This window comes from Pseudomonas knackmussii B13 (assembly GCF_000689415.1).
Taxonomy (GTDB): Bacteria; Pseudomonadota; Gammaproteobacteria; order Pseudomonadales; family Pseudomonadaceae; genus Pseudomonas; species Pseudomonas knackmussii.
This window is the reverse complement of record NZ_HG322950.1, coordinates 1816898-1839662: the sequence shown is the minus strand read 5'-3', so window position 1 is coordinate 1839662 and position 22765 is coordinate 1816898. Positions and strand designations below refer to the sequence as shown.

Genomic DNA, 22765 nt, shown 5'->3' with positions numbered 1-22765 from the left:
CCACCTGCTGCCCCTGGTTATGGGAGTGACCGGGGCCGGCAGGCAGCAACGAAGCTTTCGAACCCCGGCCGGTGTGAATCACGGCCTCGCCGGCCGGGTGTTTCGAAGGCATCCCCCAGGCGCTTCTCGCCAGGCGCCTGCGGAATGCCGCAAGGACAACAAGAACCTGAGGAACCCGACATGAGCCTCGACCCACGCACCCTGCTGCGCGAGCTGTTCGACACCGCCATCGCCGCCGCCCACCCGGCGCAGACCCTGGCCCGCCACCTGCCGCGCGTGCACGGCGGGCGCACCATCGTCATCGGCGCCGGCAAGGCTGCAGGCGCCATGGCCGAGGTGGCCGAAGCGCACTGGAACGGCGAGGTCGACGGCCTTGTGGTCGCCCCCTACGGCTACGGCGCCAATTGCCAGCGCATCGAAGTGGTCGAAGCCGCGCACCCAGTGCCGGACGACGCCGGCGAGCGCGTCGCCCGCCGCGTGCTGGAGCTGGTCAGCGGCCTGACCGAGGACGACCGCGTCATCTTCCTGCTTTCCGGCGGCGGCTCGGCCCTGCTCGCACTGCCCGCCGAAGGCATCAGCCTCGACGACAAGCGCGCGCTGAATAAAGCGCTGCTCAAGTCCGGCGCCGCCATCGACGAGATGAACTGCGTGCGCAAGCACCTCTCGGCGATCAAGGGCGGTCGCCTGGCCCGCGCCTGCTGGCCGGCGAGCGTCTACACCTACGCGATTTCCGACGTGCCCGGCGACGAGGCCACGGTGATTGCCTCCGGCCCCACCGTGGGCGACCCGACCACCTCCGCCGACGCCCTGGCGATCCTCAAGCGCTACGGCATCGAAGTGCCCGCACACATCCGTGCCTGGCTGGAAGACCCGCGCTCGGAGACCGTGAAGCCCGGCGACCCGTGCCTGGCACGCAGCTACTTCACGCTGATCGCCACCCCGCAGCAGGCCCTCGACGCGGCCGCCGCCAAGGCTCGCGAAGCCGGCCTCGAGGTACTGATCCTGGGCGACCTGGAGGGCGAATCGCGCGACGTGGCCAAGGTCCACGCCGGCATCGCCCGCCAGGTGCGCAAGCATGGCCAGCCGCTCAAAGCGCCCTGCCTGATCCTCTCCGGCGGCGAGACCACCGTGACCGTGCGCGGCAAGGGCCGTGGCGGGCGCAACGCCGAATTCCTGCTCAGCCTCACCGCCGCGCTCAAGGGCGAGCCGGGTATCTGGGCCCTGGCCGGCGACACCGACGGCATCGACGGCATGGAGAACAACGCCGGCGCGCTGATGAGCCCGTGCAGCTACAAGCGCGCCCTCGCCGCCGGGCTGAATCCGCTGCACGAACTGGACGACAACAACGGCTTCGGCTTCTTCGCCGAGCTGGGCGACCTGGTCACCACCGGGCCGACCCGCACCAACGTCAACGACTTCCGCGCCATCCTGATTCTCGAGAGTGCCGAGCAATGAACAGCGACAAGAAGGTCAAGATCCTCGCCACCCTCGGCCCGGCCATCAAGGGCCGCGAGGACATCCGCGCCCTGGTGGACGCCGGCGCCAACCTGTTCCGCCTGAACTTCAGCCACGGCGAATTCGCCGACCACGCCCAGCGCTACCAGTGGGTGCGTGAAGTCGAGGCCGAGCTGAATACGCCCATCGGCATCCTCATGGACCTGCAGGGGCCGAAGCTGCGTGTCGGCCGCTTCGAAAGCGGCGCGGTGCAACTGAACAAGGGCCAGAGTTTCACCCTCGACCTCAACGACGCACCGGGCGACGAGCGCCGCGTGAAGCTGCCGCACCCGGAAATCATCCAGGCGCTGGAGCCAGGCATGAGCCTGCTGCTGGACGACGGCCGCATCCGCCTGCAGGTGCTGAACAACCACGGCGACGCCATCGAGACCCGCGTGCTCAACAGCGGCGAGCTGTCCGACCGCAAGGGCGTCAACGTTCCCGAGGCGGTGCTCAAGCTCAGCCCGCTGACCGCCAAGGACCGCCGTGATCTGGAGTTCGGCCTGGAGCTGGGCGTGGACTGGGTGGCGCTGTCCTTCGTGCAGCGGCCGGAAGATATAGAAGAAGCCCGCGCGCTGATCGGCGACAAGGCCTTCATCATGGCCAAGATCGAGAAGCCCTCGGCGGTGCAGTCCATCGAGGAGATCGCCCGCCTGGCCGACGCCATCATGGTTGCCCGGGGCGATCTCGGCGTGGAGGTGCCGGCACAGAACGTACCGGGCATCCAGAAACGCATCATCCAGGTCTGCCGCGAGCTGGGGCGCCCGGTGGTGGTGGCCACGCAGATGCTCGAATCCATGCGTTTCTCGCCGGCACCGACCCGCGCAGAAGTGACTGACGTGGCGACCGCCGTCAGCGAAGGCGCCGACTGCGTGATGCTCAGCGCCGAGACCGCCTCCGGCCAGTACCCGGTGGAAGCGGTGGAGATGATGGCGAAGATCATCCGCCAGGTCGAAGCCGAGCCGGATTACCAGGGCCAGCTGGAGCTGAACCGCCCGGAGCCGGAAGCCACGGTCTCCGACGCCATCAGCTGCGCCATCCGCCGCATCAGCCGCATCCTGCCGGTGGCGGTGCTGGTCAACTACACCGAGTCCGGCGCTTCCACCCTGCGCGCCTCCCGCGAGCGGCCGAAGGCGCCGATCCTCAGCCTCACGCCCAACCTGCGCGCGGCGCGGCGGCTGAGCGTGGCCTGGGGCGTGTACTCGGTGGTCAACGAACAGCTGGCGCATGTCGACGAAATCTGCGCCACCGCCCTGGAAATCGCCCTCGCCCAGCGCATGGCGCAGCGTGGCGACACCGTGGTGGTCACCGCCGGCCTGCCGTTCGGCCAGCCGGGCAGCACCAACATGCTGCGCATCGAGACAGTAGCGCCGGCACTCTCCGCTTCGTAGGAGCGAGCTTGCTCGCGAATAGCCTCGCGCCTGACGGCGCGAGAAAAAGCATTCCGGAGCCACGCCAAGGCGTGCCTCCACACAGCGTCACTCCCGGACGGACGGGGCCGGGAAAACGGGGCCGCGACCCCGTCCGTCCGGGATTGGCCTTGAACGGCCCGCAACGACTGTCGGCCATAGCCATCCTCGCAACCTCCCACGCAGGCTATGGACATTCGAGGCCACCCGCCGGCGATCCCGGCGACCGGCCTCTTTTTTATTCACGCCCCAAAATGGTGCCGTGGCAGAATGGCGCCCGCAGATTCTGCCCACGGAGCTTCCCGCGATGCCCTCCCCCGATGGAAGGCACGGCCGCCGACGCGGAACCGGAGAAGCCCGGATCCCCCTTGACTGCCCAGACCTCAGATGCGCCCACTTCCTTTATTGACCCTCTGGCTGCGCGGCTTCAGCCAGGTATTCCTGCAGCCCGCTCCGCTGTTCGGCCTGCTTTGCCTGGCCCTGATCGGCGCCTGCGCGCCCGCCCTGCTGCCCGGCGCCCTGCTCGGCGCCATCGCCGGCCCGGCTTGCGCCAGCCTGCTGCGCTACCGCGCGGACGACATCGACGCCGGCCTGTACGGCTACAACGCCGTGCTCATCGGAATGCTGCTGCCATTGAAGTTCGCCTGGTCGCCGGCGCTGGTGATCCTGGTGCTGCTCGCCAGCATCGCCAGCGTGCTGCTGCAGCACCTGCTGCTGAACGCCTCGCGTCACCGCCGTGGCTTGCCGCCCTACACCCTGGCCTTCGTATTGCTCGGCTGGAGCCTGCAGCCGCTGGGCCATTGGCTCGGCCTGGGCGCCGCCGCGCCCGGCGCGGGCCTGCTGAACCTGCCGCTGCCGGCCTTCCTCGAAGCCACCAGCCGCGCCTTCGGCCAGGTGATCTTCCTCGACGCGCCCCTGGCCGGCGCGCTTATCTTCCTCGGCCTGCTGCTCGGCGCGCCGCGTGCGGCGACATGGGCCCTGTTCGGCGCGGTGATGGTGCTGCCGGTGGCGGTCTTCGCCGGCATCCCGCAAGGCGACGTGCAGAGCGGCTTGCTCGGCATGAACAGCGCCCTGGCCGCCCTCGCCCTGGCCCTGCGCAGCCCGAGCCTGATCGCCCCAGCCGCCGGCGCCGTGCTGGCCTTGCTGCTGCAGCGGGCGATGGTCACCCTCGGCATTCCGTTCATGACCTCGCCGTTCATCTTCGCCTGCCTGCTGGTGATCCTCGGCGAACGCCTGCTGCGCCCGGCGTCGCGGCGCGCCCCGCTGCCCAACAGCTGAGGCGAATCGGGCGGGCGCGCGCGGGCCTGGCTATAGTGCTGGGCTCCGCCACCTGGGACCCGATCCGCGATGCGCTTCCTCAAGTACCACGCCCTGGGCAACGACTACCTGGTCTACGCCGGCAGCGAGCCCTTCCCCTTCAATGACGCAGCGGTCGTGCGCATCTGCGACCGCCATCGCGGCCTGGGCTCGGACGGCATCCTCGTCCCCGAGGGCCGCGACGCCGGCGCCTTCGGCCTGCGCATCCTCAATCCCGACGGCTCGCTCGCCGAGCGCAGCGGCAACGGCCTGCGCATCTTCTCCCGCTACCTGTGGGACCAGGGTCTGGTGGATGAACAGCCGTTCCGCATCGTCACCGTGGCCGGGCCGGTCACCAGCCAGGTGTTCGACCAGGGCCGCGAGGTCGAGGTGGACATGGGCCACGCGCAGTTCGCCAGCGCCGCCATCCCGGTGCGGGTCGACACCCCGCAGGCGCTGGACATTCCGCTGCAACTGGACGGCCACGACCTGCGCCTGAACGCGGTCTCCATGGGCAATCCGCATTGCGTGGTCTTCGTCGAACACACCGAGGCGCAACTGGCGAAAACACTGGGGCCGCTGCTGGAATCCCATGCGCTGTTCCCCAACCGCACCAACGTGCAGTTCGTCCAGGTGCTCGGGCGCAACGACCTGCGCGTGGAAATCTGGGAGCGCGGCGCCGGCTACACCCTCGCTTCGGGCACCAGCAGCTGCGCGGCGGCGGCCGTGGCCCGGCTGAAAGGCTACTGCGACAGCGAGATTACCGTTCACCTGGCCGGCGGCCTGCTGCGCATCCGGGTCGAGGACGACTATCGCGTGCATATGCGTGGCGCCGTGCAGCGCATCGGTGAACTGCATCTGGATGCGGAGTGCCTGCGTGACTGAAGGCACGCGGCGTTCTCCGACAAGGCTGGCATAGGTCAACGCAATGGCGGAGTGCGCAGGGGATACTGAGCCGGTCCCAACCCCCAATGCGCACGCGCTTTCCGACGACTGCCGAGCATTTCCCCGCCCATGACGGCATAATCCGCGCCCTTCCGCGGCCCGTACGGTTCGCGTTCCCATTCTCAAGCAGCGGTAAGGTCATGACTCTTCCGGCTCCAACTCTCGTCCAACGCATCCAGCGCAGCAGCCTGGTCATGCGTATCTTCGTCGGCATGCTGGCCGGCATCGCCCTCGCCTTCCTCGCCCCGCAGGCGGCGCTGGCCGTCGGCCTGCTCGGCAAGCTGTTCATTTCGGCGCTCAAGGCCGTGGCTCCGGTCCTGGTACTGGTGCTGGTCTGCGCCTCCATCGCCAACCACAAGGCCGGCCAGCGCACGCACATCCGGCCGATCCTGGTGCTCTACCTGCTGGGCACCTTCGCCGCGGCCGTGGTCGCCGTGTCCGTCAGCTTCGCCTTCCCCTCGACACTGGTCCTGAGCACTGCGGCTGCCAGCGAGACGGCGCCACCGGGCGGCATCGGCGAAGTGCTGCGCACGCTGCTCTTCAGCATCGCCAGCAACCCGGTCAAGGCACTGCTGGAGGCCAACTTCATCGGCATCCTCGGCTGGGCCGTGGGCCTGGGCATCGCCCTGCGCCACGCGCGGCAGAGCACCCGCGACCTGCTCGACGACCTGGCCGGCGGCGTCACCCTGATCGTCCGCGTGGTCATCGCCTTCGCCCCGCTGGGCATCTTCGGCCTGGTCGCCAGCACCCTGGCCGAATCCGGCTTCGATGCGCTGCTCGGCTACCTGCGCCTGCTCGCGGTACTGCTGGGCTGCATGCTCTTCGTGGCGCTGGTGGTGAACCCGCTGATCGTGTTCTGGAAGTTGCGCCGCAATCCATACCCGCTGGTGTTCACCTGCCTGCGCGAGAGCGGCGTGACCGCCTTCTTCACCCGCAGCTCGGCGGCCAACATCCCGGTCAACCTGCAGCTGTGCGAGCGCCTGGGCCTGCACGAGGACACCTATTCGGTCTCCATCCCGCTGGGCGCGACCATCAACATGGCCGGCGCGGCCGTGACCATCAGCGTGCTCAGCCTGGCCGCGGCCAATACCCTGGGCATCGCCGTCGACCTGCCCAGCGCGCTGCTGCTCTGCGTGGTGTCCGCGCTCTGCGCTTGCGGTGCCTCCGGCGTGGCCGGTGGCTCGCTGCTGCTGATCCCGCTGGCCTGCGGCCTGTTCGGCATTTCCGGCGAAGTGGCCATGCAGGTGGTGGCCGTGGGCTTCGTCATCAGCATCCTGCAGGACTCGGCGGAAACCGCCCTGAACTCCTCCACCGACGTGCTCTTCACCGCCGCGGCCTGCCTGGCCGAGGAGCCGGAGGACGCCGGCGTAGGCGAGCACAGCTGACGCACGCCTGACGCAGACGCAAAAAAGCCGGGACCGTGCGAGCGCTCCCGGCTTTTTATTGCTGCTCGACGATCAGCCGTGCCAACCCGACTTGCGCAGGGCACCCAGCAGACGCTCGTCGCCCAGCGCCGGCACCAGCACGCCGTCGGCAGTGTGCATGTCGATGCCCGCCAGCAGCGCATTGACGATGGCCTCTTCCACCGCCTCGGCCGCGGCAGCGAACAGCGGCGAGATGTGGTCGTTGTTGAGCATCCGCACCGCGGTGTCCTGCGGCAGGCCCTTGCGCCCGTAGTTGGCCGGCGGCAGATCGGTGTTGCCGGTAGCGAAGGCCAGGAAGATGTCGCCGCTGGAGTCCTCGGTGCCGCCGCCGGTGCGAGCGATGCCAATGGAGGCGCGCTGCGCCAGGCGCTGGCACTGGTGCGGCAGCAGCGGCGCGTCGGTGGCGAGGATCACCACGATGGAGCCCATGCCCGGCTCGCCACGGTCGGCGAAGGGCGAGGCGATCCCGCGCAGCTGGCGTCCAACCGGGTAGCCGTCGACCCGCAACTCCTCGCGCTTGCCGTGGTTGGCCTGCACCAGCGCGCCGACGGTCCAGCCGCCCTGCTCCGTCGACAGCTTGCGCGACGCCGTGCCGATGCCGCCCTTGAACTCGTGGCAGATCATCCCGGTGCCGCCACCTACTGCACCTTCCTCCACCGGGCCGGACTCCGCGCGGGCCAGGGCTTCGCGCACCTGCTCCGGGCCGACGTGCTGGCCCCAGATGTCGTTCAGCAGGCCATCGTAGGTTTCCATCACCACCGGCATGCACCAGTACACCGACGGATCGGCCAGGGCATCGCGCTCGGCTGCGACCAGTGCGTCTCGGACCACGCCGACGCTGTGGGTGTTGGTGATGGCGATGGGCGTGGTCAGCACGCCGGCCTCGCGAATCCATTCCAGGCCGGTGGCGTCGCCGTTGCCGTTGAGCACGTGAACGCCGGCGAAGCAGGGTTGCAGGCGCGCCTCGCCGACTCGCGGCTGCACCGTGGTGACACCGGTACGAACCTGCTTGCCGTCGCGGTCGGCGATCAGTGTGCTGTGGCCGACCCGGACGCCGGGTACATCGGTAATGGCGTTGAACTCACCGGGTGTACCCAACCCCAGGGTGATGCCGAGTTGACGAGCGCGCATGCGGACTCCTGTCGTGTCTTCAGAGTTTCTGGAAGGCCGGGCTGAACTTGCCGTAGGTGCTGTAGAGAATCACCGATACGGCGAGGATCCCGCCAATGATCATGTTGTCTCGCAAGGAAGCCGCGAGCATGTTGTTGAGCAGCAGATAGCCGGCACCGACTACCGCCAGCAGCGCCGGCGCCGGCCAGAGCGGCATGCGGTACGGATGCTCGCGGTCACGGCGCAGCACGCGGCTGAACAGCGCGCTCAGCGCTACCGCCAGGTAGACCATGACCAGCAGCAGCACGGTGAACGAGGTCAGGTCGGCCAGGTTCGAGCTGAAGCTCAGGGCTGCCGAGGGCACCGCGAGGAACAGCGTGGCCAGCCACGGCGATTCCCAGCGCGGGTGGATGCGGGTGAACAGGCGGTTCAGCGAGGGCGTCCACAGCTCGTCGCGGCCGCTGCTGAAGATCACCCGGCCCGACTGGATGACGATGGCGATGATGGCGTTGAACACCGAGAGGAAGATGCCGGCGCTGACCAGCCGCGACAGCGTGGCGTTGCCGTGGGTGGTGAGCAGGTAGCCGATGGGGTCGGGACTGGCGAGCATGTCCTGCAGCGAGGGCGCGCCCAGCAACAACGCGGTGATCGGCACCAGTTCGATGATCACCACCAGCACCAGCGACCAGAGCACCGCGCGGTGCACGCCACGGCCGCCGTCCTTCATGTCCTCGGTGAGCATCACCGCCGCGCCGAAGCCGTTGTAGGAGAACAGCGCCGTGCCCATCGCGCCAATCACCAGCGCCATCGGCGCTACCGACATCACGCCATTGTCGAGGAACTGTGGATGCGACAGCACGCTGAGCGGCTGGCTGACGTTGCCGAAGCCCAGCGCGACTATCACCAGCAGCGCCGCCACTTCGCAGACCAGGAACAGCCCGGTGACCCAGGCGTTGACGCGGATATTGAGGATGCCCAGGGCGTAGCTGGCTGCCACGATGACCAGCGCCACGGTCTGGGTATCGAACTGCGTGCCCAGTGCGCCGTTGAGGTAGGTCGCCGCGCCCGTCGCCAGCACCGGTGGAATGAACAGCAGCGAGACCATCACGGTGAGGAAGGTGGCGTAGCCGGCCATGCCGCCGAACACGCGCTTGGCATAGACGTATTCACCACCGGCGGAACTGTGCGCGCGGCCCAGCTCCGCGTAGCACCAGGCGAACATCAGCGCCAGCACGGCGGCCAGCACGAAGCTCAGGAAGGCGCCGCTGCCGGCTTGCTGGATGGCGAAAGGGGCGATGACGAAGACCGAACTGGCCGGAGTGACCGCCGAGACGGTGATGGCTACCACATCGAGCATGCCCAGACTGGGCTTGAGCGCGCCCTCGGGCGCCGCGGAAGAGCTCATGTCGTTTTCCTCGAATTGTCATTGTTGGTTGAGGCAGGTACGAAAACCCTTGTGCGTGTCCTCTGCTTGGGACGCTGCATGGGGCGCAATCTAGGCCTGCCGCAGCTGGCGGCCAATCACCATTTGGGGTTACGCCCCTTGACGGCAGGCCGCCAAAAGGAGGAAACCGGAGCACCTTTTTCCGGAGTGCCCTGGGATGCAGAACCTGTTCCGCGAGGTCGGCATGCACGCCAACCTTGCCCGCGCCATCGAGCAGATCGGCGAACCGCGCTTCTGGAAGCAGTTGATCCTGCTGCTGCACCAGTGGCTGCCGTTCGACAACGCGCTGGCCGCCTACTACCCCGCTGGCGGTACACCCGTGTGGCTGGAGGAATACGACGCCGACCCGCAGGCGGGCCCGGCGGCCATGTCCGTCTACCTCGACGGCCTGTACCAGCTCGATCCCTTCTACCAGGCCTGCCGTGAGGGACTGCCCAGCGGCCTGTATCGCCTGGAAGAGATCGCCCCGGACCATTTCCGCCAGAGCGAGTACTTCCTCAACTACTTCCACGAGAACGTGCTGGAGGACGAGGTGCAGTTCATCCTCCAGTTGCCCGGCCAGGGCGCGTTGTCGCTGTCGCTGGGCATGCGCAAGCCGTTCGACGGCGAGCAGTGCGGCCTGCTGGCCATGCTCTGCCCCTGGGTCCTGGCGCTGATGCAGCAGCACTGGCAGCTGCGCAGCCAGCGTCTGCTACCGGCCAATGCGGAAGGCGTGGCCACCCAGGTGCGCGATGCACTCAGCCATTTCGGCGCCAACGTGCTGTCCGAGCGTGAGCTGGAGATCGCCCGGCTGATCCTGCGTGGCTACTCGTCCAAGGCCATGGCCGAGCGCCTGGCGATTTCCCCCGAGACCATCAAGGTCCACCGCCGGCACCTCTACACCAAGCTGGACATCTCCTCGCAACCGGAGCTGTTCTCGCTGTTCCTGCAGTCCCTCGGCCACGACCCGGAGAACCCCTGAAGCGATCAGCGGCGGCGATGACGGGGCATTCGCGCACCGCCAAGACAGCCGAACGGCGCGCATGGACACTGGCCGCGGCGCGCCACGCTCCTAGACTGGAGGCCGTCCAATCCCAACAAGCACAAGAGGACAGCCCGATGAATGCCCGCGCCACCTTCACCCACATGGAAGACGGCAGCGCCGCGGACTGGGCGATCATCGCCCAGGACTTCGCCCAGTACGCCGCCCTGCTGCCCGACCGCATCCTCGCCCACCTGCGCCTGCTCGACGGCGACTTCGGCGGCTTCCCGGTGGATCGCCTGACCCATTCGCTGCAGACCGCCACCCTCGCCCACCGCGACGGCCGCGACGAGGAGTACGTGGTCTGCGCCCTGCTCCACGACATCGGCGACACCCTGGGCTCGTATAACCACGCCGACATCGCCGCGGCCATCCTCAAGCCGTTCGTCAGCCCGGAAAACCACTGGATGGTCGAGAAGCACGCGATCTTCCAGGGCTACTACTTCTTCCACCACCTGGGCCTGGACCGGCACCTGCGCGAGCAGTTCAAGGACCACCCGCAGTTCGAGCAGACCATCGAGTTCTGCGCACGCTACGACGCCGCTGCCTTCGACCCGGAAGGCGAAACCCTGCCGCTGGATTTCTTCGAGCCGATGCTGCGCCGCGTCTTCGCCAAGCCACGGCAGACCATCTACGCCCGGCCCGACGGCAGCATGGCCTGAGCCACAAAGTGACCGCCGGTCCGCGACAAGATGTTTCGGGCCGGCGCTGGCTCCCGGACAGACGCTTGGTTAAGATTCTTCCTACCGCAATCGCGGGAAGCGTCCTACAGAGACGCTGAACTGACCAGGGAAGCCAGCAGCGCATGAAGTCCTCCGTCCTGGAACGGCCACAGTCGCACGGGTCGTCCTCGCCCCTGCGCGAGTACCATGCCCGCGTGCTGGCCTACATCAGCATCGCCGCGACGGTCGCCGCCGGGACCTTCAGCGGCTACTTCAGCTACGAACTGCTGTGGATGGTGCCGTACGCCCTGCTCTACCCGCACCTCGCGCAACAACTGGACAACCGCTTCAAGATCCAGTACCCCGAACGCACCCGCCAGTTCCTGCAAGGTGCGGACGCCGTGCACGCCGGCGCCAGCGCCGCATTGCTCGGTTTCGCCGTGGTGCCGGCGCTGATGCTGCTGCTGACCCTGGGCTTCACCAGCCTGATCATCGGCGGCCTGCGCCTGTTGGGCGGCGCCATGCTGGTATCGCTGTCCACCGCTGCAGTGACCGGCGCCCTGCTCGGCCCGGGCTTCAAAGGCAACCCGCCGCTGCTGGTGAACCTGGCGAGCATCGCCTTCTCCACCCTGTACATCTTCATCGGCGCCTTCTTCGTCCATCAGCAAGGCCTGCGCCTGGCCCAGGCCCGCGGCGAAATCGCCCGCGAGCAGGAAAAGGCCGCGCGGCTGGCGAGCAACCTGGCCAAGTACCTGTCGCCGCAGGTCTGGGAGTCGATCTTCAGCGGCAAGAAGAGCGTGCGCCTGGAGACCCAGCGCAAGAAGCTCACGGTGTTCTTCTCCGACATCAAGGGCTTCACCGAGCTGTCCGAGGAACTGGAAGCCGAAGTGCTCACCGACATGCTCAACAACTACCTCAACGAGATGTCGAAGATCGCCCTCAAGTACGGCGGCACCATCGACAAGTTCGTCGGCGACTGCGTGATGGTGTTCTTCGGCGACCCGACCACCCAGGGCGCGAAGAAGGACGCCGTGGCCGCCGTGTCCATGGCCGTGGCCATGCGCAAGCACATGAAAGTGATGCGCCAGCAGTGGCGCGCCCAGGGCATCACCAAGCCGCTGGAAGTGCGCATGGGCATCAACACCGGCTACTGCACGGTGGGCAACTTCGGCGCCGACACGCGCATGGACTACACCATCATCGGCCGCGAAGTGAACCTCGCCAGCCGCCTGGAAAGCGCCGCCGAAGCCGGCGAGATCCTCCTCAGCCACGAGACCTATTCGCTGGTGAAGGACGTGATCATGTGCCGCGACAAGGGCCAGATCGCGGTGAAGGGCTTCAGCAAGCCGGTGCAGATCTACCAGGTGGTCGACTTCCGCCGCGACCTGGGCGCCAACCCCAGCTTCATCGAGCAGGAGCTGCCGGGCTTCTCCATGTACCTCGACACCAACAACGTGCAGAACTACGACAAGGATCGGGTGATCCAGGTGCTGCAGCAGGCGGTGGAGAAGCTCAAGGACAAGATCATTCTCTGATCTGTCCGGCCCTGCACCAATCTCCGGCGTAGGAGCGGATCTCATCCGCGATGTTCACGCGCGATGCTCCCCGTAGGAGCGGATTCATCCGCGATCACTTTCGCGGACAAGGTCCGCTCCTACAGTCACGCTCCCTTCCACGCCTACGAGTGGGTCGTCGAGCGTGGCATCAGGTCCGCCGTGCAGCCTCACGCAGCAGCCGCAAGCCGCCCTGGTAATCGATCCTCGGCTGAGTCGCAGACACCACCGCAGCGCTGACGGACACCTTGGAGCGCAGTGAATGCCCCAGCTCCGCAAGGTCATCGTCTGCCCAGGACAATGCCGCGTCATGCCTGCGCAACGTCCGCTGCAATCGGTATTTCAGCGCCTCGATTCGGACGAAGATATCCTTCTGCAGGTCATCGCCGAGCAGCTCGCAGCAAGGCTTGCAAGCCTTCACCTGCCAGTATTGTTCGCGCTCCAGGTAGAGCTTCTGGTAATCGTCGACACGCGACAGCGGCGGCTGGTGATCCAGCGCATCGGCTGGCTGCCCGCAGTAGACGCACAGCGGCCAGCCATGGGGCGAACGCTCGGCCGGCGCGTGCGTATACAGCCCGATATGCGGGTGCGGTTCCGGCAGCTTCTGCCCCTTCTGCACTTTCTTCACTTACCAAGCCCCTCTGAAAATCACTTTCCGATAAACGCCGCCAAGGCCTCCAGGAAGCGCTTAAAGCCCCCCATTTCCGACCCCGCCATTCTAGTCTCAAAACCCGTTATCTCCGGCGCTACACAGGCCCTCCGGGCATGGCTCGGAAATAAAAAAGCCCGCTACGAGAGCGGGCTTGAAGGCGGCGCGGCGCTTCACGTCGCCACGCCTAACCGGAGAATCGTCATCAGGCGGCGCGGGCTTCCTGGGCCTCGACGGCGGACGGGCCGCTGGCCAGTTCCTTGTGCAGCTTGCTGGCGTCGAGCTGCTTGCACCACTTGGCGACCACCACGGTGGCCACACCGTTGCCGACCAGGTTGGTCAGGGCGCGGGCTTCGGACATGAAGCGGTCGATGCCGAGGATCAGCGCCAGGCCCGCGACCGGCAGGTGGCCGACGGCGGACAGGGTGGCGGCCAGCACGATGAAGCCCGAACCGGTGACGCCCGCGGCGCCCTTGGAGGCGATCAGCAGCACCGCCAGCAGGGTCAGCTGGTGGGTGATGTCCATCGGCGTGTCGGTGGCCTGGGCGATGAACACCGCGGCCATGGTCAGGTAGATCGAGGTGCCGTCGAGGTTGAAGGAGTAACCGGTGGGGATCACCAGGCCGACCACGCTCTTGTCGCAGCCGAGCTTCTCCAACTTGGCGATCATGCGCGGCAGCGCCGACTCCGAGGACGAGGTGCCGAGCACGATCAGCAGCTCTTCGCGGATGTACTTGATGAACTTCACGATGCTGAAGCCGTGGGCGCGGGCGATGCTGCCCAGGACCAGCAGCACGAAGAGCAGGCAGGTGATGTAGAAGCACAGCATCAGCTGGCCGAGCTGCACCAGCGAGCCCACGCCGTAGGCGCCGATGGTGAAGGCCATGGCGCCGAAGGCACCGATCGGGGCAACCTTCATGATCACGTTGATGATGTTGAACATCACCTGGGTGAAGCGCTCGATGAACTGGAAGATCGGCTGGCCGTAACTGCCCATGCGGTGCAGGGCGTAGCCGAACAGTACGGAGAAGAACAGCACCTGCAGGATGTCACCGTTGGCGAAGGCGCCGACGATGGTGCTTGGGATGATGTTCATCAGGAAGTCGATGGTGCTCTGCTTCTCGCCGGCGGCGGCGTAGGCAGCGATCTTGCTGGTATCCAGGCTGGCCGGATCGACGTGCATGCCGGCGCCGGGCTGCACGACGTTGACCACCACCAGGCCGATGATCAGGGCGATGGTGGAGACCACCTCGAAGTACAGCAGCGCCATGCCGCCGGTCTTGCCGACCGCCTTCATGCTCTGCATGCCGGCGATGCCGGTGACCACGGTGCAGAAGATGATGGGCGCGATGGCCATCTTGATCAGTTTGACGAAGCCGTCGCCCAGGGGCTTCATCAGCACGGCGGTGTGCGGGTAGAAATGGCCCAGGGCGATGCCGATGGCGATGGCGATCAGCACCTGCACGTACAGGCTCTTGTAGAAGGGTTGCTTGGTCATGGCGGCAGGGTCCTCTCGGGCGGCGGGGCATCGTCCTGATGCCGGCGCGGGCGCCGAAGCGTTATCTCCCTTCAATGGGAGAATTTGTTTTTCGCCCTGCCCGTCGGCAGGTCTTACATGAGGTATAGCAATGCCTGCGCCAACCTGAGCAAATCCTATTTATTTCTTACAATTCAATAACTTATAAATACATCCAGTTTCAGAAAGACCTTTGGTTTGGCGGAAACCCGCCATAGCCGCGGCGGATTTCCCGCCACTTGGCGGGTATCCGCCAGGGCCATGGCTGCCGTAGATTGTTCGCCGCGCCGGCCACCGAACAACAACAAGGACACCCCATGCGTGAACGCACCATCGCCAGCCATTTCGTTCGCGCCGCCTTGCGCGGTGCGCAGCGGCGCGACCAGGACATCCAGCCCCTGCTGCGCGCAGCCGGTATCCAGCCGGCGCTGCTCGAGGAAGCGCGCGCGCGGGTGTCGCCGGAGCAGTTCGGCCGGCTGATCCAGGTGATCTGGGAAAGCCTCGACGACGAATACATGGGCTTTGGCGAGCTACGCAGCAAGCGCGGCACCTTCGCCATGATGTGCCACGCCATCATCCAGTGCCGCACCCTGGACAAGGCGCTTACCCGCGGCTCGCTGTTCTACGACCTGTTCCCCGAAGCGCCGCACATCGAGCTGCGCCGCGTTGGCGAGCGCGCCGAGCTGGTCCTCGACCACAGCCGGCTGCACGACCCGGAGCACTTCCTGACCGAAAGCCTGCTGGTGATCTGGCATCGCCTGGGCAGCTGGCTGATCGGCCAGCGCATCCGCCTGGAGGAGGCTCGCTTCACCTACCCCGAGCCAGCCCACGCGAGCGAGTACGACCTGCTCTTCCCCTGCCCGCGACGCTTCGGCGCGGAGAGCACCGGGCTGAGCTTCCAGGCGCGTTACCTGGACATGCCGCTGCTGCAGGATGAACGCAGCCTCAAGCACTTCCTCAAGGATTCCCCGGCCGACCTGCTGGCCCGCCCGGACGGCGGCGACAGCCTGACCAGCCAGATCCGCCGCCTGCTCGGCCGCGACTGCCGCAACTGGCCGGACCTGGAAAGCGTGGCGCAGCAGTTGCACATGAGCCCGCAGACCCTGCGCCGCCACCTGCGCGAGGAAGGGCCGAACTTCCAGGAATTGAAGGACCAGCTGCGCCGCGACCTGGCGATCTATCACCTGGGCCGCGACGAGCTGTCGATCCAGGACATCGCCGAACAGCTCGGCTTCTCCGAGCCCTCGGCCTTCCACCGGGCGTTCAAGAAGTGGACCGGGCTGACCCCCGGCGCCTACCGGACGCAACAGGGGGAGTGAGGCGTCGGGGATCACCTGTAGGAGCGGCCCATGGCCGCGAAATCGCGCGCATGGCGCGCTCCTACAGGGAGAGGCGCAGCGGCGCACAACCGCGAACGGTTGTACACGCTACCCCGGCAGCTGCATGCGGAAGCAAGCGCCGCCCAGGTCGGAGTCGTCCAGCTCCAGGCTGCCGCCGTAGCTGTCGAGGATGTCCATCACCACCGCCGTGCCTATGCCCTGCCCCGGGTGCTGGGTGTCCAGGCGCTCGCCGCGGCGCAGGATGCGCTGGCGCTGGTCGGGTGGGATGCCCGGACCATCGTCCTCCACCACCAGCTCGAAATTGCCGTTGCGCTTGCTGGCACCGACGCGCACACGGCCCAGGCTCAGGCGGTAGGCGTTCTCCAGCAGATTGCCGAGCAGCTCCAGCAGCGCGCCGCGCTCCAACGGCAGGCTGAGACTTTCCGGAAAGTCGCGCTCGAGGATCACCTGCTTGTCGCGGTAGACCTTGTCCAGCGCACCGCTCAGGGTGTCGAGCAGCGGCCCCAGTTGCACGCGGTGGCGCACCAGGCCGCTCTTGCGCAGGCTGGCGCGTTGCAGCTGGTAGCCGATCTGCTGGCTCATGCGCTCGATCTGGCTCTGCAGCACCTGCACCTGCTCGCGGTTCTGCGCGTGGCCGGCGAGGTTCTCGCTCACGCCCTGCAGCACCGCCAGCGGCGTCTTCAGGCTGTGCGCGAGGTCGGCCAGGGAGTTGCGGTAGCGCTCGCGCTGGGTGCGTTCGCTGTCCAGCAGGCGGTTCAGCGAATCGGTCAGTCGCAGCATTTCCCGGGGATGGTCGTCGCTCAGCCGCTCGCGCTCGCCGGACTCGATCTGGTCCAGCTCGTCGCGCAGCCCGCGCATCGAGCGAAAACCCCAACCCAGCCCCAGCCAGAGCATGCCCAGCAGTATCAGCAGGGCACCGCCCAGCCACAGGTAGAGCTGCTCGCGGAAGCCGTGCACCAGCTCGCGGAAGGCGCTCACCGGCTGCATGGTGACGATGCTGTAGGCCGCCTTCTGGCCGCCCAGCAGGTCGATCTCCACGTCGTAGACAAAGAACTCGCTGCCTTTTTCGTCGCGGGTGCGGGTAAAGACGTCGAGCTTGCCGGTGTAATGCGGGCGGTAGCTGACGCTTTCGTCCTGGGCGGAACTCGAACGCCAGACCAGCGTGCCATCGCGGTCATAGATGAAGCCCAGGAGCTTGGACTCGGGCAGGTTGAAGTCTTCGACCGCCAGGTGCTCGGGCATGTCGAGGCGATCGCCCTCGATCCGCGCGGAAGACACCAGGGTCGCGACGTCGGCGGCCAGGCGCTGCTGGATGGCGTCCTCCAGGGCGATGCTGAAGGCCCGCTGCAGCGCCGGCAGCAAGGCCAGCATGAAAAGGATCGCCAGCGTCGCCGCGCCGATCATCAGGCGAACCCGCAGCGAGCGCATCATCGGCAGCGCTCGGTGAACAGGTAGCCCTGGCCGCGCACCGTGTCGATCGGGCGGAAGCCTTCATGGGTCTCCAGCTTGCGCCGCAAACGGCCGACCAGCACTTCGATGACGTTGGGGTCGCGCTCGTCGTCGTCCGGGTACAGCTGCTCGATCAGGCGCTCCTTGCTCACCACCTGCTGGTGATGACGCATGAGGTATTCGAGGATGCGGTACTCGAAGGCGGTCAGGTTGAGCGCTTCACCGTCCACGGCGGCCTGCTTGCGGTTGAGGTCGAGCACCAGCGGGCCGGCCTCGATGGTCGCCTGGACGAAGCCGCTGGAGCGACGCAACAAAGCGTTCAGGCGCGCTTCCAGTTCCTCGAACTGGAACGGCTTGACCACGTAGTCGTCGGCGCCGGCGGCCAGTCCTTCGACCTTGTCCTGCCAGTTGCCGCGCGCGGTGAGAATCAGGATCGGGAAGGTCTTGCCCTGGCTGCGGAACTCGCGGATCAGGTCCAGGCCGCTCATGCCCGGCAGGCCGAGGTCGACCACCGCCAGGTCGTGGTGGTACTCGCTGGCCCGGTACAGGGCCTCTTCGGCATCGCCCACGGCGTCGACCACATGGCCCTGCTCGCCGAGACGGGTGAACAGGTGATGGCGCAGCAGCGCCTCGTCCTCCACTACCAGTAACTTCATGGGTAAACCTCCTTATGCGGTGGCCGGGCGCGAGGCCCGGCCGGTTGCCAGTCAGAACCGATAGTTGGCGCCCAGGTAGATCTGCGAGCTGCTGTGCAGGTCAAGCGATCCGACCTTGGAACCACCGTGCGGGCTCATCTCCGTGCTGGCATTGGTCCGCAGGTAACGATAGCCGCCTTCGATGGAAGCGTTCTTGCCGATATCCTGCAGGACACCCGCCTGGGCGCCGATGGCGTAGCCGACATCGCTGTCACGCTTGAAGCCACGCGACTCCTGTTCCAGCTTGGTCAGGCCGACAGTACCGCCGCCAAACAGCTTGGTGCCCTGTTCATTGATCGGCAGGAAGGCGTCGTAGCTGCCGAGCAGGTTCTGCTGGCGCAGCTTCATGCCGCTGTAGGTATCGGACGTGTTCTCGTAGGTCGCGTAGTAGCGGCCCTGTTCGTTCTGCTGGCCGGCGCGCACGCCCCAGGTGCTGCTGTTGTTGATCACGCTGTCGAGCTTCGGATCGTTGAGGTTGCGGTTCAGGTCTGCGGATTTCTGGATGTTGTTGCTGGTTTCACCCCAGGTCAGACCTACGAAGTTTTCCGAGGCCTGGGCCATGCCGATGCTGGCGCCGAGGATGGCAGTGGCGAGAGCGAGCTTCTTCAGGGTTTTCATCGTCATTCTCCGTCAGAGAGGTGTGTAAGTAGTTGACGGAGAACAGGTTAAGCGGGGGCGACTGAACGCAACCTGTCAGCTCTCTGAACCTCGGCTGAACGAACCGCTCGTCCGCTTGTGGGACACCGAAAGCCACATTTCTACTGCGGTCTATACTCCCTGACGGCATCGCTTGGAGGCTGCCACATGAGCGAAAAGAGCCCAGTGGAAGTGGCGAAGGGCAAGGAGACCCGGCTGTTCCTGTTTCTCGTGATCTGCCTGTTCCCGCTTTTGTCCGTGGCTGTCGTCGGCGGCTACGGATTCATCGTCTGGATGTACCAGCTGTTGGCCGGCCCGCCGGGACCGCCAGGCTAGGTGCGCGCCGTGCATCCCCGACGCGCCCTGCTGCGCCGCCTGGCTGGCGCGGAAACCCCGCGCCTACCGCCGTGGACCGCCGACGACTTCAGCGACCGCTGCACGCGCTGCGGCGATTGCGTGCGCACCTGCCCGGAACAGGTGCTGCGCCTGGGTGACGGCGGCTTTCCGCAACTCGACCTGACTCACGCTGGCTGCAGCCTTTGCGGCGCCTGTGCCGACAGCTGCGACGCCGGCCTGTTCGACCGCGCGCAACCGGCCTTTCCCTGGCGCGCGCGCATTGGCGAACGCTGCCTGGCGCTGGCCGGCATCCATTGCCGCGCCTGCGAAGACAGCTGCGAGGCCCGCGCCATCCGTTTCCGCCCGCAGCTCGGCGGCCCACCGCTGCCGCAACTCGACTCCCTGGCCTGCACGGGTTGCGGCGCGTGCCTCGCGCCCTGCCCGAGCCAGGCCATCCAACTCAGCGAGGAGATGACCGCCGATGCCTGACTGCATCCAGATAGCCAGTCTGCTGGTCCACGCGCGCCCGGAACTGCTCGGCGCGGTGAAGGCAAACCTGGCCCGCCTGCCGCACCTCGAACTGCACCAGGAAAGCCCGCTGGGCAAGCTCGTGGTGGTGCTGGAGGCCGAGCAAGAGGAACAGATCCTCGCGACCCTCGAAGCCATCCACAGCCTGCCCGGGGTGCTCAACGCGGTGCTGGTCTACCACGAGACCGTGGAGCAGCCCGACGCCCCGCAGAAACCAGCCGCCGACGCCCCCGTCGGTCTCGCCGCCGGAGGTACACGATGAACCTCACCCGCCGCCAGTTCGCCAAGGCCAACGCCGCCGCCATGGCCGCGGCCGCCGCCGGGCTGCCGATCCTCAGTTCCGCCAGCAACCTGGTCACCGAGGCGGACATGACCACGCTGGACTGGAACAAGGCGCCCTGCCGCTTCTGCGGCACCGGCTGCAGCGTCATGGTCGCCACCCGCGACGGCAAGGTGGTCGCCACCCACGGCGACATCAAGGCCGAGGTCAACCGCGGGATCAACTGCGTGAAGGGCTACTTCCTGTCGAAGATCATGTACGGCAGCGACCGCCTGACCCGCCCGCTGCTGCGCATGAAAGACGGCAAGTACGACAAGCAGGGCGAATTCCAGCCGATCAGCTGGGACGCCGCCTTCGACATCATGGCCGAGAAGTTCAAGGCCGCGCTCAAGGCCAAGGGGCCGACCTCGGTGGGCATGTTCGGCTCCGGGCAGTGGACGGTGTGGGAAGGCTACGCCGCCAACAAGCTGTTCAAGGCCGGCCTGCGCAGCAACAACATCGACCCCAACGCGCGCCACTGCATGGCCTCGGCGGTAATGGGCTTCATGCGCAGCTTCGGCATGGACGAACCCATGGGCTGCTACGACGACTTCGAGGCCACCGACGCCTTCGTGCTCTGGGGCTCGAACATGGCCGAGATGCACCCGGTGCTCTGGTCGCGGGTCACCGACCGCCGCCTCAGCGCGCCGCACGTCAAGGTGGCGGTGCTCTCCACCTTCGAGCACCGCAGCTTCGACCTGGCCGACATCCCCATGGTGTTCACGCCGCAGACCGACCTGCACATCCTCAACTACATCGCCAACCACATCATCCAGAGCGGCGCGGTGAACCGCGACTTCGTCAGCCAGCACGTGCGCTTCGCGAAGGGCGTCGATGACATCGGCTACGGACTGCGCCCGGATGAGCCCATGGAGAAGAAGGCGCAGAACGCCGCCAAGGCCAATACCTGGAGCGATATCGATTTCGACGCCTTCGCCGCCTTCGTCAAGCCCTACACCCTGGAGCGCACAGCCAAGGAAAGCGGCGTGCCGGCCGAACGCCTCAAGGCCCTGGCCGAACTCTACGCCGACCCGAAACGCAAGGTGGTGTCGTTCTGGACCATGGGCTTCAACCAGCACACCCGCGGTGTCTGGGCCAACAACCTGATCTACAACATCCACCTGCTCACCGGGAAAATCAGCGAGCCGGGCAACAGCCCCTTCTCGCTCACCGGCCAGCCTTCGGCCTGCGGCACTGCGCGCGAGGTCGGCACCTTCGCCCACCGCCTGCCGGCGGACCTGGTGGTGACCAACCCGAAACACCGCGAAACCGCCGAGAAGATCTGGAAGGTCCCGGCCGGCACCATCCAGGAGAAAGTCGGCTTCCACGCCGTGGAGCAGAGCCGCAAGCTCAAGGACGGCGTGCTCAACGTCTACTGGACCCAGGTGTGCAACAACATGCAGGCCGGGCCGAACGTCATGCAGGAAGTGCTGCCGGGATGGCGCAACCCGGAAAACTTCGTGATCGTCTCCGACGTCTACCCGACCGTCTCGGCCCAGGCCGCCGACCTCATCCTGCCCAGCGCGATGTGGGTGGAAAAGGAAGGCGCCTACGGTAACGCCGAGCGACGCACGCAGTTCTGGCACCAACTGGTGAGCGCGCCGGGCGAGGCGAAGTCCGACCTCTGGCAACTGGTGGAATTCTCCAAGCGCTTCACCACCGACGAGGTATGGCCCGCCGACCTGCTGGCCAAGGCGCCCGAGCTCAAGGGCAAGACCCTCTACGAAGTGCTGTTCCGCAACGGCCAGGTGGACGCCTTCGGTGCCGAACAGGTGGCCAAGGGATACGCCAACGACGAAGCCAAGGCCTTCGGTTTCTACCTGCAGAAGGGCCTGTTCGAGGAATACGCCCGTTTCGGCCGCGGCCATGGCCACGACCTCGCGCCCTTCGACGCCTACCACGAGGCGCGCGGCCTGCGCTGGCCGGTGGTGGACGGCAAGGAAACCCTCTGGCGCTACCGCGAGGGACTCGACCCCTACGTCGCCAAGGGCAGCGGCGTGCAGTTCTACGGCTACCCGGACAAGAAGGCGATCATCTTCGCCCTGCCCTACGAGCCGCCGGCCGAGGCGCCAGACGCCGACTACCCGTTCTGGCTGTGTACCGGCCGCGTGCTCGAACACTGGCACACCGGCAGCATGACCCAGCGCGTGCCGGAGCTGTACAAGGCGGTGCCCGACGCCCTGGTGTACATGCACCCGGACGACGCCACGAAGCTGAAACTCAGGCGCGGCAGCGAGGTAAAGGTGATCAGCCGGCGCGGCGAGATCCGCGCGCGCATCGAAACACGCGGGCGCAACAAACCGCCTCAGGGGCTGGTATTCGTGCCCTTCTTCGACGCCAACAAACTGATCAACAAGGTCACCCTGGACGCCACCGACCCGATCTCCAAGCAGACCGACTACAAGAAGTGCGCGGTCCGCATCGAGCTGGTCAGCCTGGCCTGAGGAGCCCGCCATGAAACGCCTGATCCCGTTCCTGCTCCTGCTGCTCGGCCTGCCGCTGCTGGCTGCGCAGCCGGACTACCCGCTGGACGCCCCGGCCCCGGACGGCCGCCGCCCCGGCGGAACCATCAGCCAGGACCGCCCGGCGCCGCCGCTGGCGCCGGAAGAGAACAAGGACATCCGCCGCGAACGCGCCTACCCCGAGCAGCCGCCGACCATCCCGCACACCATCGCCGGCTATCGCATCGACACCAACAGCAACAAGTGCCTGTCCTGCCACAGCCGCGCCAACAGCGCGAAGGTGCAGGCGCCGATGATCAGCATCACCCACTACATGGACCGCGACGGCCAGGTGCTGGCCTCGGTGGCGCCACGCCGTTACTTCTGCGTGCAGTGCCACGTGCCCCAGGAGGACGTGAAGCCGCTGGTGGGCAACAGCTTCGAAGACATCGACAGCATCCTCAAGCGCGACGCCGCCGCCAGCAAACCCTGAGGAGG

At 66.9% G+C, this 22765-nt stretch carries 21 protein-coding genes; 14 read left to right on the top strand and 7 right to left on the bottom strand.

From position 1 onward, the window contains the following. The first annotated feature begins 180 nt into the window (after window positions 1-180). From PKB_RS08820 to sstT, 5 genes are all read left to right on the top strand, one after another. Entirely contained in the window at window positions 181-1455 is a 1275-nt protein-coding gene (locus PKB_RS08820) for a glycerate kinase type-2 family protein (protein WP_043250891.1), read from the top strand. Beyond that, the gene (gene pyk, locus PKB_RS08815; protein ID WP_043250888.1) at window positions 1452-2885 is read left to right on the top strand and encodes a pyruvate kinase; all 1434 of its coding nucleotides are present in this window, start codon (window positions 1452-1454) and stop codon (window positions 2883-2885) included. The genes PKB_RS08820 and pyk overlap by 4 nt, the downstream gene beginning before the upstream one ends. Before the next feature lie 405 nt (window positions 2886-3290). Further along, window positions 3291-4181 (top strand): urea transporter, encoded by an 891-nt coding sequence (locus PKB_RS08810; RefSeq protein ID WP_043250886.1) that lies wholly within the window; start codon window positions 3291-3293, stop codon window positions 4179-4181. 69 nt (window positions 4182-4250) lie between these two features. Then, window positions 4251-5084 (top strand): diaminopimelate epimerase, encoded by an 834-nt coding sequence (gene dapF / locus PKB_RS08805; RefSeq protein ID WP_043250885.1) that lies wholly within the window; start codon window positions 4251-4253, stop codon window positions 5082-5084. Window positions 5085-5284: 200 nt separating this feature from the next. Next, a complete protein-coding gene (sstT, locus tag PKB_RS08800) occupies window positions 5285-6529 on the top strand; it encodes a serine/threonine transporter SstT (RefSeq protein ID WP_043250883.1) in 1245 nt (414 codons plus the stop codon). A 72-nt stretch (window positions 6530-6601) separates the two neighbouring features. Here sstT and PKB_RS08795 read toward each other — a convergent pair whose 3' ends face one another. Further along, the gene (locus PKB_RS08795; protein WP_043250881.1) at window positions 6602-7699 is read right to left on the bottom strand and encodes a DmpA family aminopeptidase; all 1098 of its coding nucleotides are present in this window, start codon (window positions 7697-7699) and stop codon (window positions 6602-6604) included. A gap of 19 nt (window positions 7700-7718) precedes the next feature. Then, window positions 7719-9083, bottom strand: a complete 1365-nt coding sequence (locus PKB_RS08790; protein ID WP_043250878.1) for an APC family permease — start codon at window positions 9081-9083, stop codon at window positions 7719-7721. 196 nt (window positions 9084-9279) lie between these two features. Between PKB_RS08790 and PKB_RS08785 the strand changes: the two genes are divergently transcribed. The 3 genes from PKB_RS08785 to PKB_RS08775 all read left to right on the top strand — a co-directional run bounded on the left by PKB_RS08785 (window position 9280) and on the right by PKB_RS08775 (window position 12340). Beyond that, entirely contained in the window at window positions 9280-10083 is an 804-nt protein-coding gene (locus tag PKB_RS08785; protein WP_043250876.1) for a helix-turn-helix transcriptional regulator, read from the top strand. Between the two features lie 137 nt (window positions 10084-10220). Then, a complete protein-coding gene (locus tag PKB_RS08780; RefSeq protein WP_043250875.1) occupies window positions 10221-10805 on the top strand; it encodes an HD domain-containing protein in 585 nt (194 codons plus the stop codon). A gap of 143 nt (window positions 10806-10948) precedes the next feature. Then, a complete protein-coding gene (locus tag PKB_RS08775; protein WP_043250873.1) occupies window positions 10949-12340 on the top strand; it encodes an adenylate/guanylate cyclase domain-containing protein in 1392 nt (463 codons plus the stop codon). 169 nt (window positions 12341-12509) lie between these two features. Here the strand turns inward: PKB_RS08775 and PKB_RS08770 are convergent, their stop codons facing one another. Both PKB_RS08770 and PKB_RS08765 read right to left on the bottom strand, forming a co-directional pair. Further along, window positions 12510-12986, bottom strand: coding sequence for a hypothetical protein (locus PKB_RS08770; RefSeq protein ID WP_043250870.1), 477 nt, complete (start codon window positions 12984-12986; stop codon window positions 12510-12512). A gap of 226 nt (window positions 12987-13212) precedes the next feature. Further along, a complete protein-coding gene (locus PKB_RS08765) occupies window positions 13213-14505 on the bottom strand; it encodes a dicarboxylate/amino acid:cation symporter (protein WP_043250868.1) in 1293 nt (430 codons plus the stop codon). A gap of 335 nt (window positions 14506-14840) precedes the next feature. Between PKB_RS08765 and PKB_RS08760 the strand changes: the two genes are divergently transcribed. Then, window positions 14841-15842, top strand: a complete 1002-nt coding sequence (locus PKB_RS08760) for an AraC family transcriptional regulator (RefSeq protein ID WP_043250866.1) — start codon at window positions 14841-14843, stop codon at window positions 15840-15842. Between the two features lie 108 nt (window positions 15843-15950). Here PKB_RS08760 and PKB_RS08755 read toward each other — a convergent pair whose 3' ends face one another. From PKB_RS08755 to PKB_RS08745, 3 genes are read right to left on the bottom strand one after another with little or no spacing between them, the layout of a single operon-like run. Further along, the gene (locus PKB_RS08755; RefSeq protein WP_043250865.1) at window positions 15951-17294 is read right to left on the bottom strand and encodes an ATP-binding protein; all 1344 of its coding nucleotides are present in this window, start codon (window positions 17292-17294) and stop codon (window positions 15951-15953) included. Further along, window positions 17291-17968 (bottom strand): response regulator, encoded by a 678-nt coding sequence (locus tag PKB_RS08750; protein WP_043250863.1) that lies wholly within the window; start codon window positions 17966-17968, stop codon window positions 17291-17293. Before PKB_RS08750 ends, PKB_RS08755 begins: the two co-directional genes overlap by 4 nt. Before the next feature lie 51 nt (window positions 17969-18019). Beyond that, on the bottom strand, window positions 18020-18625 hold the full coding sequence (locus PKB_RS08745) for an outer membrane protein (RefSeq protein ID WP_043250861.1): 606 nt from the start codon (window positions 18623-18625) through the stop codon (window positions 18020-18022). A gap of 186 nt (window positions 18626-18811) precedes the next feature. Here PKB_RS08745 and napE point away from each other — a divergent pair, with 186 nt between their 5' ends. From napE to PKB_RS08720, 5 genes are read left to right on the top strand one after another with little or no spacing between them, the layout of a single operon-like run. Beyond that, on the top strand, window positions 18812-18979 hold the full coding sequence (gene napE / locus PKB_RS08740) for a periplasmic nitrate reductase, NapE protein (RefSeq protein ID WP_043250859.1): 168 nt from the start codon (window positions 18812-18814) through the stop codon (window positions 18977-18979). A gap of 9 nt (window positions 18980-18988) precedes the next feature. Then, complete coding sequence (gene napF, locus PKB_RS08735; RefSeq protein WP_043257085.1) at window positions 18989-19468, top strand: ferredoxin-type protein NapF; 480 nt, start codon at window positions 18989-18991, stop codon at window positions 19466-19468. Beyond that, window positions 19461-19769 carry a chaperone NapD gene (locus tag PKB_RS08730; RefSeq protein ID WP_052355218.1) on the top strand — a complete coding sequence of 103 codons (309 nt, stop codon included), beginning with the start codon at window positions 19461-19463 and terminating at the stop codon, window positions 19767-19769. The genes napF and PKB_RS08730 overlap by 8 nt, the downstream gene beginning before the upstream one ends. Continuing rightward, window positions 19766-22270 carry a nitrate reductase catalytic subunit NapA gene (gene napA, locus PKB_RS08725; protein WP_043250857.1) on the top strand — a complete coding sequence of 835 codons (2505 nt, stop codon included), beginning with the start codon at window positions 19766-19768 and terminating at the stop codon, window positions 22268-22270. Before PKB_RS08730 ends, napA begins: the two co-directional genes overlap by 4 nt. Before the next feature lie 10 nt (window positions 22271-22280). Continuing rightward, window positions 22281-22760: a nitrate reductase cytochrome c-type subunit gene (locus tag PKB_RS08720; RefSeq protein WP_043250854.1), complete on the top strand. Its 480-nt coding sequence runs from the start codon at window positions 22281-22283 to the stop codon at window positions 22758-22760. Window positions 22761-22765 lie beyond the last annotated feature (5 nt).